This is a genomic window from Streptomyces sp. NPDC055078 (genome assembly GCF_053607985.1).
Genome location: NZ_JBSGUP010000214.1, coordinates 1 through 11,924, shown reverse-complemented (window position 1 = coordinate 11,924; position 11,924 = coordinate 1). Strand labels below are relative to the sequence as shown.

Sequence of the window (11,924 nt, the reverse complement as noted above, 5' to 3'; positions counted from 1 at the left end):
GGGCCGTGACGCCACGACCTGATCCCACACACGCGCCCCAGGTCGTGTCGTCAAAGTCCCTAGCGCATGAGCGTTCCCGCGCCCTCCCCCGTCGTATCGGTCGGCAGCGCCACCAGCCCCAGGTCCGCGCTCGCCGCCAGCAGCGGATGGGTCGGCAGCACCCGGACCGTGTAGCCGAAGGGGCCCGTACGGTCGAGGGAGAGCGTGCCCTCGTACATCCAGCGGCCCTCCAGGTCGGGGCCGCCGGCCGGTTTCAGCGGGGAGGGCCGGGCGTCGGCGATCGCGTCGTCGGGGTCGACGCGGCCCGCGACCGCCTGGACGTCCACATCGTCGGGGCGCAGCTCACCGAGGGCGATCCGCACCCGCAGGTTGAGGGTCGCGCCCAGTTCGGCGGTGCCGTCGGCGGCGGACTGCTCCAGGGTCTCCACATGGTCGACGGCCACCCGGGGCCACACCGCCCGCACCCGGTTCTTCCAGGACGCCAGCTCCCGGGCGGTCTCCGGGTCGAGGGAGCGGTGGGTGCGCGCGGCCGGGGCGTAGAGCCGCTCCACGTACTCCCGGACCATCCGGCCCGCCAGCACCTTGGGGCCGAGTGTCGTCAGCGTACGGCGGACCATCTCGATCCAGCGCTGCGGGAGTCCGCCCGCGCCCCGGTCGTAGAAGAGCGGTGCGACCCGGTGCTCGATCAGCTCGTAGAGCGCCGCCGCCTCCAGTTCGTCGCGGCGGTCCTCGCCGCTGGCCGAGCCGTCGGCGGTGGGGATCGCCCAGCCGAAGTCCGGCTCGAACCATTCGTCCCACCAGCCGTCGAGTACGGAGAGATTGAGCCCGCCGTTGAGCGCGGCCTTCATTCCGCTGGTGCCGCACGCCTCCAGCGGGCGCAGCGGGTTGTTGAGCCAGAGGTCGCAGCCGGGGTAGAGCTTCTGGGCCATCCCCATGCCGTAGTCGGGGAGAAAGACGATCCGGTGCCGTACGCGCGGATCGTCGGCGAACCGCACCAGCTCCTGGATGAGGCGTTTGCCGCCGTCGTCGGCGGGGTGCGCCTTGCCCGCGACGACGATCTGGAGGGGCCGGGTCGGGTGGAGCAGCAGTTCCCGCAGCCGGTCGCGGTCGCGCAGCATGAGGGTGAGCCGTTTGTACGAGGGGACCCGGCGGGCGAAGCCGATGGTGAGGACATCCGGATCGAGGACGCCGTCGACCCAGCCCAGTTCGGCGGAGCCTGCGCCGCGCTGCCGCCAGGAGGCCCGCAGCCTGGCGCGGACCTCGGTGACGAGCTGGTCGCGCAGTTCGCGGCGCAGCTCCCAGATCTCGGCGTCGGGGATGGAGGCGACGGCGTCCCAGCGGTGGGAGCCGCCGACGGACAGGGCGTCCTCGGCGCGGCCCGCGCCGATGGTGCGGGCGGCGAGGCGCATGACCTCGGGCGCCACCCAGGTGGGCGCGTGAACGCCGTTGGTGACGGAGGTGATCGGCACCTCCTCGGGGTCGAAGCCCGGCCACAGGCCCGCGAACATGCCCCGGCTGACGGCGCCGTGGAGGGTGGAGACGCCATTGGCCCGCTGGGCGAGCCGCAGCCCCATCACGGCCATGTTGAACAGGCCCGGCTCACCGCCGGGGTAGGTCTCCCTGCCGAGGTTCAGGATCTTCTCGACGGGGACGCCCGGCAGCTCTCCCCCGTCGCCGAAGTGGCGGGCGACCAGGTCCCGGTCGAAGCGGTCGATCCCGGCGGGAACGGGGGTGTGGGTGGTGAAGACGGTCCCGGCCCTGACCGCTTCCAGGGCGGCGTCGAAGTCGAGCGCGTCCTCGCCCGCGCCGAGTTCACGGATGCGTTCCAGGCCGAGGAACCCGGCGTGGCCCTCGTTGGTGTGGAACACCTCGGGTTCGGGGTGGCCGGTCAGCCGGCAGTAGGCGCGCAGGGCCCGGACGCCGCCGATGCCGAGCAGCATCTCCTGGAGGAGGCGGTGCTCGCTGCCGCCGCCGTAGAGCCGGTCGGTGACATCACGTTCGCCGGGGCCGTTGTCCTCGACGTCCGAGTCGAGCATCAGCAGCGGTACGCGGCCGACGTGGGCGACCCAGATATGGGCGCGCAGCCGGCGGCCCGACGGCAGGGTGAGCGAGACCTGGGCGGGCGAGCCGTCGTCCTCTCTTATGAGGGTGACCGGCAGTTCGTTGGGATCGAGTACCGGATAGTGCTCCTGCTGCCAGCCTTCGCGGGACAGGGACTGGCGGAAGTAGCCGTGGCGGTAGAGCAGCCCGACGGCGATCAGGGGCACGCCGAGGTCGCTGGCGGCCTTGAGGTGGTCTCCGGCGAGGATGCCGAGGCCGCCCGAGTACTGCGGGAGGGCGGCCGTGACCCCGAACTCGGGTGAGAAGTAGGCGACGGAGGTGGGGAAGGGGGTCTCGCCGGCCCCTGAGGGGCGCTGTGTCTGGTACCACCTGCGGCCGTGCAGATAGTCGTCCAGATCGTCGGCGGCGGCGGTCAGTCTGCGCAGAAAGCGCCGGTCTCCGGCCAGTTCCGCCAGTCGCGCGGCCGGTACGGAGCCGAGCAGCCGTACGGGGTCGCCCCCGGCCGTCTGCCATCCGCCGGGGTCGACGGCCTGGAAGAGATCACGGGTCTCGGGGTGCCAGGACCAGCGGAGGTTGCGGGCGAGGTCGCTGAGCGGGCGGAGGGGTTCGGGGAGGACGGGGCGGACGGTGAATCGACGAATGGCCTTCACGGGTCCCACCTTCGCAGGGGAGATACGCATCCGAGGGGACGCACCGCTGTGTACGTCTCTCCGTCACCCGTCGACGGTAGTGCGGCCCGGCGGGCGCCTGCCGTGGCGCACGGCGGTACGGGGTGTGCTCCCGCCTGCGTGTTTCGGTGTCCGGACCGGCTGGGCAGCCGCTCACCAGGCGTTTCGGGACGGGCGCGCTCCCGGCGCGTTCGGCCCCGGGGGTCCCCGGGACCGCCTCCGGGTGCTTCAGCGCGCCGGAGGGGGCGGGGGGCCGGGGGGCGGGCTCGTGTCCGTGCCCGCGCCGGGGCCGGGGGGCGGGCTCGTCCTCGCGGTTGTGCCCACGCTCGTGCCGGTGCCGGTGCCGGTACCTGCGACCGTGCCGGTGCCTGCGCCCGTGCCCGTCCCGTACGACATGAGGCCGATGCCGTACGACGTCGGGCCGTACGGCGAGCCCTGGTTCACCGTCGCCGGATCGCCCGACCCGGTGGCCGCGTACCGGGCGGCGATCTCGGCCCGCTCCCCGGGCGGGATGACGGCGTCGACATCGCTGAAGCCGTCCGGGGCCCGCTCATGGGCGAGGTTGATGACGACCTCGGGGCCCAGCCGCCGGTTGGCGAGCTGGAGTTCGGTGGTGGTGGGGCGGCGGTCGGCCTCGTACGCCGCCAGGGCGTCGACCGGGTCGGGGTGCCGGACCAGGGCGTGGGCGAGGGCGCGGCCGTCGACGATGGACTGGGTGGCGCCGTTGGAGCCGATCGGGTACATGGCGTGGGCCGCGTCGCCGATCAGGGTCGTACGGCCGTGGGACCAGCGCGGCAGGGGTTCGCGGTCGACCATCGGATACTCGTACGCGCCGTCGGCCGCCCGGAGGATCTCCTCGACGCTGACACCGTCGAACTCCCAGCCCCGGTAATGGTGCAGAAACCTGGTCACCGGGACCGCGCGGTTCCACTCCCCCCGGTAGGCGTGGCCGCCGGCACCCCCGGCCCCGGCGGCGGACCCGGCGCCAGGCCCGGCGCCAGGCCCGGCGGCGGGCCCGGCGGCGGGCATCGCGAGGGCCCAGTTCACCAGGACGGTGCCGCCGTCGACGGCGGTCATGGGGTAGACGACGGCCTTCTGCCGGTCGTCCCCCGCGATGCACATAAAGGTGCCGATCCGGTGCGCGGGCATCCGGGAGACGCCCCGCCACACCAGCATTCCGTTCCACGGCGGTTCGCCCTCACCGGGGTTCAGGGCCGCGCGGACCGCCGAGCGGATGCCGTCCGCGCCGATGAGGACGTCCGGTTCGAGCGAGGCGCTGCCGTGCCGGGCGCCGTCGCGGTGCTGCAGTCGCACCCGGGGGCGGCCGTCGGCGAGCTGCTCGACCGCCTGCACCCTGACCCCGGCGACCACCGCGCCGGGGCCCAGCCGGTCCCGTACGGCCTGGGACAGCACGAGCTGGAGCCGGCCGCGCGCGATCGAGAGCTGGGGCCAGTGGTATCCGGCGCCGAGGCCGCGCGGCTCCCGGGAGATGAGCGAGCCGCTGCGGTGGTAGTAGCGCAGCTCGCGGGTGGGCAGTCCGCCGCTCAGCAGTCCGTCGAGCACTCCGAGCGCGTCGAGTTCGCGTATCGCGTTGGGCATGATGTTGAGCCCGGCGCCGACCGGCTGGATCTCGCGGGCCGCCTCGACGACGGTGACCCGTTCGAACCCCTCGCTGTGCAGGGCGAGCGCGGTGGTGAGCCCGGCGATTCCACCACCGGCGATCATGAAGTGCGTCATGGGTCGACTCTCCTGGCACAAGGGACGAAGGGGCACTGGAGGGGCACTGGAGGGGCATGGGAGGAGCACCGGAGGGTGCTTCGGACGGTCGGGCGTCGGGCGTCGGACGTCGGACGACCGCGCGCGTACGCGTACGCGTACGGCGGAGGACCCCCGGACGGGGCGCGTGCGTCAGGCGGACGGCGGCTCGGCGGCCTGAGGCTCGGCGGACCGAGGCTCGGCGGACCGGGGCTCGACGGACGGTGGCTCGGCGGCCTGAGGTCTGACGGACCGGCGCACCAGGGTCTCGTTGTCCCGGGTCAGATCGAGGACCGAGCGCAGCAGGGCGATCGGGGCCCCGCCGCTGCCCCTCTCGTACTGCCGAATCTCCTCGCTGTACGCCTTGCGGGCGATGGTCAGGTGCCGGGCGCGGAACGCCTTGAGGATGCGCAGCACCCGGGCGAGGGAGACCGCGGACCGGGCCAGTACGGGCGGCAGCCGGTCACCCGCTTCCCAGCTGATCGCGGCGGAGAGCTTGGAGACCGCGGAGGTGCCGCCCTGGTGGCGCCGGTAGTGCTCCCGCCAGGAGGGCAGGCTGTAGCGCACGGACTCCTGGAGAAAGCCGTCGTACGCGGGGTTGCCGCGATCGCACTGCCACAGCGTCAGATCGATCAGCCACAGCGGAACCTGGGCGGCGGCGGGGCCGAGGTAGTCGGCGCCCGCGACATCGATCTCCTCGAAGTAGGAGCGCATCCGGGTGGCGAAGAAGACCGGGTCGACATGGGTGACGGTGAAGTCGATGGAGTCGACCATGGACTGGACGTGCTGGGCGGTGCGGTCCAGGGCGATGGCGAAGCCGGGGTCGTACGGTTCGAGGCGGGCCAGATCGGCACAGGCGCCGAGCGAGGCGACGAGCCCGGGGAACACCATACGGACCGCGTCCTGGAGGCTCGCCTCCATCGGGTCGCCGGTGTACATGCGCTGACGGCGGCCCAGGGGGTTCCAGGCGGTGTAGTGGTGCACGGTGTCGCGCGGGATCATGTCGGTGCGCCGGCCCAGTTCCTGGAGGGCGGGCAGGACTTCGGGCACGGCGGCGACCGGCTGGACGCCGTGGCGCTTGATCGACCCGAGCAGGATGCCCAGGTCGCGCATGGCGGCGAGCGCGTCGGTGACGCGGAGTGCGGCGGCCTCGGCCGGGTCGGGGACCAGGGTGCGCAGCGCCGCGGTGAGCGCGGGCACATCGGCGCGGGAGTTCATGGCGGGGACGGTGGCGAGCAGGGCATCGGCACCGAGCGGATCGGCGGCGCGTATCTCGGCTATGCGGTAACGCGGTTCACCGCACGATTCGAGACCTGGCGCGACGAGGTTGTACAGGCTCAACGGAGGCCCCCCTCGGACAACGTTGACTCAGCGGACAGGACGGCGGGACGAAGGGACGGCGGACTGTCGGACGGCGGACATATGGAGTGCGGACATATGGAGTTGCTCGCGGACCGGGCGGTCCCCAGCCGCCCTTGGCCCGTGTGCGGGCACTCGTTCCGCCGGGCACCGTCACTCCACGGTGCCACCGACGCGATCCTGATGCGCCGACGTCCGACGACCCGGCGCGGAGGCTGCCCCGTCGCCGGTACGGGCCCCGCCGGCGGAACCGGTATCGACGGAACCGATGACCTCGGCCGTGCCGAACCCGTCACCGGACCCGTCGCCACCCCCGCGCCCCGGCGGGCCGGCCGGCCGGCGCAGCCGTAGGGAGAGGAGCGCGGCCAGCGCCGCGAAGCCCGCGCCCACGAGGAGCGCGGAGCGGAAGCCATCGGTCTGGGCGGCGGCTCCCTGGCCGGTGCCGGCGGTGGCGACGGCCACCAGGATCGCGAGTCCGAGCACCGAACCGAACTGCTGGCTGGTGTTGATGAGCCCGGACGCGAGCCCGGTCTCCTCGGGCGCGGCCTCGGCGGTGGCGGCCACATTGGTGGTGACCATGACGAGAGGCAGGGCGACGCCGATGACCAGACTGGGCGCGTAGACCGTGGAGAAAAAGGTTCCTTCAGTGGTGAGGGCGAGCGCGAGCCAGAGCATTCCGGCGCCGAGCAGCCCAAAACCGAGGGTCATGGTGGGCCGCAGCCCGAGCCGGGCGATGCACCGGCCGGACTGCGGGGCGACGGCGACGACGACCAGGGACAGCGGCAGCAGCCCCAGGCCACCGGCGAGCGGGGACTGTCCCAGCACGCGCTGGAGATAGAGGCTGACCAGGAAGAACATCGGGAACAACGCCATCTGGGCGAGCGCGCTGAGGACGTTGGCGTCCCGTAGCGCGGGCCGCCGCAGCACGGCGGGCGGCACCAGGGGGTGCGCGATCCTCGACTCCAGTACGGCGAACACGGCGAGCAGCAGCAGCCCGGCGCCGCCCGCGACCAGGGTGCGGGTGCCGGTCCAGCCCGCGTCGCCCGCGCCGACGAGGGCGTAAGCGACCAGCCCCAGGCCCCCGGTGGCGGTGAGCGCGCCGCCGGGGTCGAACCCGTTTCCGGCACGGCGGCTGCCCCCGTGAAGCAGCCGCAGCGCCGCACCGCCGAGCAGCAGCCCGACGAGCACATTGAGCCAGAACGTGGAGCGCCAGCCGAGCACATCGGTGAGGACACCGCCGAGTACGGTGCCCGTCACCCCGCCGAGTCCGCCCATGGCCGCGAACGCGCCGAGCGCCTTATGGCGCGCGGGACCGTGGGGGAAGAGATTCAGCAGCAGTGCGAACGCGGCCGCGGCGGCGAACGCGGCGCCCACGCCCTGTGCCGCCCGCGCGGCGACGAGCACCCCGGCGCTCCCGGCGAGTCCGCCGACTGCGGACGCGGCGGTGAGCACCCCGAGCCCGGTGAGATAGATCCTGCGGTGGCCCAGCAGATCGGCGGTCCGCCCGCCGAGCAGCAGCAGCCCGCCGAAGGTGATCAGATACGCGTTGGCCACCCAGGACAGTCCCGCCGACCCCGATCCGAGTTCGTCGCCCACGGACGGCAGCGCCACATTGACGATCGCCGTGTCCATGATCAGCAGCAACTGGGTGGCGGCGAGCAGCGCGAGCGCGCCCCGCGCACGCGAGGCCCCGGCCCCGGCACCGCCCCCGGCGTCCGGGGCGCCCGACGGCTGTGCGACCTGTTCCGGGTGCGCGGCCTCGTCCGTATCCCCGGCGGCCGACAGGCGCGGGACACCGTCCGTATCCCCGGCGGGCGACAGGCGCGGGACACCGTCCGTATTCCCGGCGGGCGACGCATGCCCGGCCCCGCCCGCGACCGCGTCCGGATGCGCGGCCCCGCCCCCGGGTGCGGCCGGCGGGACATCCCGGTCGGCCGGAGTATCGGACGGGGTCTCGGCCGGAGTGCCGGGCGGAGTATCGGACGGGGTCTCGGGCGGAGTCACTGTGTTCGCCCCAGGTCGTAGCCGTCGAGACAGGCGCGGGCCAGCCGCTCGCAGTCGTCCGCGCCGCCCGCCCAGGTCTGCATCGTCAGATAGACATGCGGGGCGCCGTGGTAGAAGCGCTCGTACTGCTCGTGGCGGGAGGCGAATTCCGAGCCCACCGCGTCCCACGCCAGCTTGAGGAGTTTGACGCGGTCCTCGGCCGGGGTGCCGGAGGCGCCGAGGTACTTCGAGAGCAGCGGGCCCAGTTCGGGGTGGCGCAGATCGTCGCCGGAGGCCGGGAGCTGGATGATCGCGCCGCCCGTGAGCTGCTTGATCTCCTGGAGCGCGCGCGGGTACAGCTCGCCCGCCATGATGCGCTGGGCGTAGGAGATCTCGGTACCGGGCATGACTCCGCCGCGCCCTCCGTCGACCTCCTCGTACGACACCTCGGCGGCCAGCACGAACGCCTTGGCCTGGGCGACCATGCCCAGCAGCCGGCCCACCGCCTGGGTGACCGGCGGCAGCTCATGGGTGCCGTTCGCACGAGTCACCAGAAGGGCGATGCCGGCCAGGAATTCGAGTTTGGTCCAGAAGCGGGTGGCCGCCTGGTGGACGAAGTGGAGATACGCGGGGGTCGCCCACCACATCGCGGCGGTGGCCGCCACATTCCGGTAGGTCAGCACCCGCTCCCAGGGGACGAAGACGTCGTCGCAGACGAGCAGGGAGTCGTTCTCGTCGAACCGCGAGGAGAGCGGGTTGTCGAAGACTCCGCGCGCGCTCGCCTCGTACGACGTCCGCGACACGAACCTCAGCCCGGCGGTGTCCGTCGGAATCGAGAAGCACAGGGCGTGGTCCGCGTCCCCGGGCGCGAGCGGCTCGATGGTGCCGACGATCACCTCGTCGGAGAAGACCGCGCCGGTGCCGATCATCTTCGCGCCGCGCACCACGATCCCGCCGTCCCGCTCCTCGACGGCCCGGACCACCAGGTCGTCGCCCGCCGCGCCGGGGCGCGGGTTGGTGATGGTGAAGGAGCAGTACAGATCGTTCTCGGCGAGCCTGCGCCAGTAGGAGAGCGCGTTGGCCGCCCCGTCGAAGGTGTCGGTGTTGAAGATGTGCGGCATCGCGGCGAAACCGGCCGCCCCACCGGCCATGTAGTCCGGCGTACGGCCGAGGAAGCCGTAGCTCGCCTCGGCCCACACCTTGTACGCCTTGCGGCGGGCGACCAGATCGTCCAGGGTCCGCGGGATCTCGTACGCGCGGTGCACTCCGCCCGAGGTGAGCACCTCGCGGTGCGCGGAGTCGTGGGCCAGGTCGTACAGGCGGGCGATGGACGCCGCGGTGTTTCGGAAGGCTCGGTGGCTGGTCACGTCCTTGACGCGCTCGCCGTCGAGCCAAACCTCACGCCCGTCGCGCAGCGATTCGAGGTATTTCCGGCCAGACCTGATCAACGTCTCTCCTCAAACGGAACGCCCCCCGACAAAGTGAGCCTCGCTCCAGCCACGACACTGAGCAATGAACGACCGTCCAGCGGTGATTAAGAACCGGCCAGTTACGCAGTTGAGGGGCTGCCCGCCCGGTACTCGCCGGGCGTCATGCCGTACCACTTGCGGAACGCGAGATGGAAACCGACCGCGCTCTGGTAGCCCACCCGAGGCGGCACCGCGGACTGCGGCAGTGAGGTCTCGCCGAGCAGCCGCGCGGCCTCCTGCATCCGCCGTCCGGTGAGATGGCGGGCGGGCGCCTCGCCGACCAGTTCGCGGAACGCGGCGGTGAAGGCGGAGCGGGACATACCGACCTCCCTGGCGAGCGATTCGATGGTCCAGGGCTCCGCGAACCGGGTGGCGATGATCACCATTGCCTTGCTGATGCCGGGGTTGCGGAGGACGGGCAGCGAGGTGGGGTTGTCCGCCAGCTGCCGCAGCAGCGGGCGCAGGGCCAGCACGAGCGCCATCTCGAACGCGCGCAGCGTGACCAGCCGGTCGCCGGGGCCCACCGGCCGGTCGGTGGCGGCCAGCAGCCGCAGGGTGTCCCGCAGCAGGGGTTCCTTGTCGACCTGGGTGCGGTCAAGGACCAGCGCCCAGGGCAGCGCCTGGTACAGCCCGGTGGCGGCGGACGCGTCGTAGTGCAGTCCGGCGCACAGCAGTCTGCTCTCCGGGCCGCTCCCCTCGATCCTGATCGCGCCCGAGGTGCCTGGCTCGCGCTCGGGGAGCATCGTGCCGAGCGCCACCCCGCCACGCCGGTCGGGGTGGTCCGAGAGCCGGTGCTCGGTCCCGGTGGGAAAGAGCGCGAGATCGCCCGCACCCAACTGGATCGGGGCCCAGCCGTCGCCGGTGATCCAGCACTCCCCCTGGGTGACGAAGTGGAGCACCGCGCAGCTCTCCTCGGCGTCGCCCTCGATGGCCCAGGGCGCGCTGACGAGCCATCGGCTGTCGAAGACACCGGTGAGACGCAGCGGTTTCAGCAGTTCGCTGAGGAGGTCGTCGTCCGGGGCACCGGATGGGGGGTGATCACCGGCGGCCGGTGACGCGGCGGACACCCAGATGGGCGCAGCGCCCGATTCGATGGCACCGGAAGCACCAGGAGCACCAGGAGCACCAGGAGCACTGGTGGCGGGAGAGGCGGCCGGGGCGGCGGAGTTCGAGGGTGTCATCTCAACAGGGTCCATTGGACGATCCTTCAACCTCCGACCCGGTTTGTTAATTGCTCGGCCGAAGCAGCCGACGCGAGCCTTGGTAGGCCGTACCCGGCAGCGACCACAGCCTAATCGAACCAACCGAAGGGCTCTTCACACTTATGTCCGATCACATACCGATGCGTGTAGCGGTCGTGGGGGCGACCGGTTTCCAGGGGGGTGCCACCGCCCGGCTGCTCGTCGAGCGCGGCCATCCGGTCCACACCTTGAGCCGTAAGCCGGAGGCGGACCGTCCCGAGTTGCCCGGGGTCTCCTTCGGGGGCGGCGATCTCGGTCGGTACGAGGACGTCCGCCAGCTCTTCGAGGGCGCGACGCACGCGGCCGTCGTGATGCCGCTGGTGTATCAGGCGGAGAAGGTCATGCGGTACGCCCAGCACATCGCCAAGGCCGCCCGCGAGGCGGGGGTGAGCAGGCTCGTCTACAACGCGAACACCCGGGTGCCGGAGCGCACCACGAACATCGCGGCGTTCGAGACACGGCGGCTGGCCGAGACGGTGTTCCGGGAGAGCCTGTCGGGCAGCGGTGTGGAGCTGGTGGTGGTGCGGCCCCCGGTCTATCTGGACAATCTCTTCAGCCCGTGGAACGGCCCCGCCCTGGTCAACGAGGGTGTGCTCGCCTACCCACTGGCGGCCGAGACCCCGACCGCCTGGATCTCGCACCGCGATCTCGCGGAGGCCGTGTACGCGGCGCTGACCGTGGACGGCATCGCGGGCCGGGTCTTCGACATCGGCGGCACACGGACCCTGACGGGCACCGAACTGGCGGAGGCGTTCGGCGCCGGCCTGGGCCGCCCGGTGCGCTATGTGCCACTGGCGCCGAGCGTGTTCGAGCAGGGGCTCGCCCAGATCCTGGGCGCGGAGTCGGCGGCCGGGGTGGCGGGGATCTACCACTACATGGCCGGCGGGATCGAGCCCGATCTGATGACGGGCGACGACGGCACGGCGGCGACGGCCCTGTCGCTGAAGCCCGCGCCGGTCGACGAGTGGGTGGCGCGTCAGCCGTGGCAGCTGTGGTCCGGGGAGCGGGTATGAACGAACGCGAACCCAGCTGGGGCGCGTGACGCCCCCGGGCACAGCGGGTGCCCCCGGGTACAGCGGGTGCCTGCGGGTAGAGCAGGTCCCCGCGGGTCCCGCGACACGGCCGATGACTCCCGATGACTCCGGATGACTCCCGATGGCGGCGGATGACTGCGGTTCGCCGCGGATGAACCGGGGCTTTCGCGGGGTCTGACCGGGCCCGCCGGGGCCGAGGGCCGGAGCCTCCCCAGGCCCCAGGCCCCAGTCCGCTCCGACAGCTGCCGCGCCTCCCGGGCCCCCGGGGAGTGCGGTGCCGGGGCACGCGGGCCCGGCCTGATCCGAACGAGAGGCCCCAGGGGCGCGGGCCCCGGCGCGCGAGACGCCGGGTCC

The 11,924-nt window shown here is 72.8% G+C and carries 7 protein-coding genes; 1 reads left to right on the top strand and 6 read right to left on the bottom strand.

The window, feature by feature from the left end; genetic code table 11:
* Positions 1-59: 59 nt before the first annotated feature.
* From glgP to ACWF94_RS19275, 6 genes are all read right to left on the bottom strand, one after another.
* Positions 60-2,711 (bottom strand): alpha-glucan family phosphorylase, encoded by a 2,652-nt coding sequence (glgP, locus tag ACWF94_RS19300; RefSeq protein ID WP_453489406.1) that lies wholly within the window; start codon positions 2,709-2,711, stop codon positions 60-62.
* Between the two features lie 246 nt (positions 2,712-2,957).
* Positions 2,958-4,466, bottom strand: coding sequence for an FAD-dependent monooxygenase (locus ACWF94_RS19295; protein WP_453489403.1), 1,509 nt, complete (start codon positions 4,464-4,466; stop codon positions 2,958-2,960).
* A gap of 171 nt (positions 4,467-4,637) precedes the next feature.
* Complete coding sequence (locus tag ACWF94_RS19290) at positions 4,638-5,825, bottom strand: monodechloroaminopyrrolnitrin synthase PrnB family protein (protein ID WP_453489400.1); 1,188 nt, start codon at positions 5,823-5,825, stop codon at positions 4,638-4,640.
* 171 nt (positions 5,826-5,996) lie between these two features.
* Positions 5,997-7,847, bottom strand: a complete 1,851-nt coding sequence (locus ACWF94_RS19285) for an MFS transporter (RefSeq protein ID WP_453489397.1) — start codon at positions 7,845-7,847, stop codon at positions 5,997-5,999.
* A complete protein-coding gene (locus tag ACWF94_RS19280; protein WP_453489394.1) occupies positions 7,844-9,274 on the bottom strand; it encodes a 4-hydroxyphenylacetate 3-hydroxylase family protein in 1,431 nt (476 codons plus the stop codon). The genes ACWF94_RS19285 and ACWF94_RS19280 overlap by 4 nt, the downstream gene beginning before the upstream one ends.
* Before the next feature lie 101 nt (positions 9,275-9,375).
* Positions 9,376-10,491 carry an AraC family transcriptional regulator gene (locus ACWF94_RS19275; RefSeq protein WP_453489391.1) on the bottom strand — a complete coding sequence of 372 codons (1,116 nt, stop codon included), beginning with the start codon at positions 10,489-10,491 and terminating at the stop codon, positions 9,376-9,378.
* Between the two features lie 146 nt (positions 10,492-10,637).
* Between ACWF94_RS19275 and ACWF94_RS19270 the strand changes: the two genes are divergently transcribed.
* Positions 10,638-11,549, top strand: coding sequence for an SDR family oxidoreductase (locus ACWF94_RS19270; RefSeq protein ID WP_453489388.1), 912 nt, complete (start codon positions 10,638-10,640; stop codon positions 11,547-11,549).
* The last annotated feature ends 375 nt before the right edge of the window (positions 11,550-11,924 follow it).

What these genes read in the sequence shown, in the direction of transcription:
- ACWF94_RS19295 (WP_453489403.1), bottom strand. Translation starts at nt 4,466, where the DNA reads ATGACGCACTTCATGATCGCCGGTGGTGGAATCGCCGGGCTCACCACC.
- ACWF94_RS19275 (WP_453489391.1), bottom strand. Translation starts at nt 10,491, where the DNA reads ATGGACCCTGTTGAGATGACACCCTCGAACTCCGCCGCCCCGGCCGCC.
- ACWF94_RS19270 (WP_453489388.1), top strand. Translation starts at nt 10,638, where the DNA reads ATGCGTGTAGCGGTCGTGGGGGCGACCGGTTTCCAGGGGGGTGCCACC.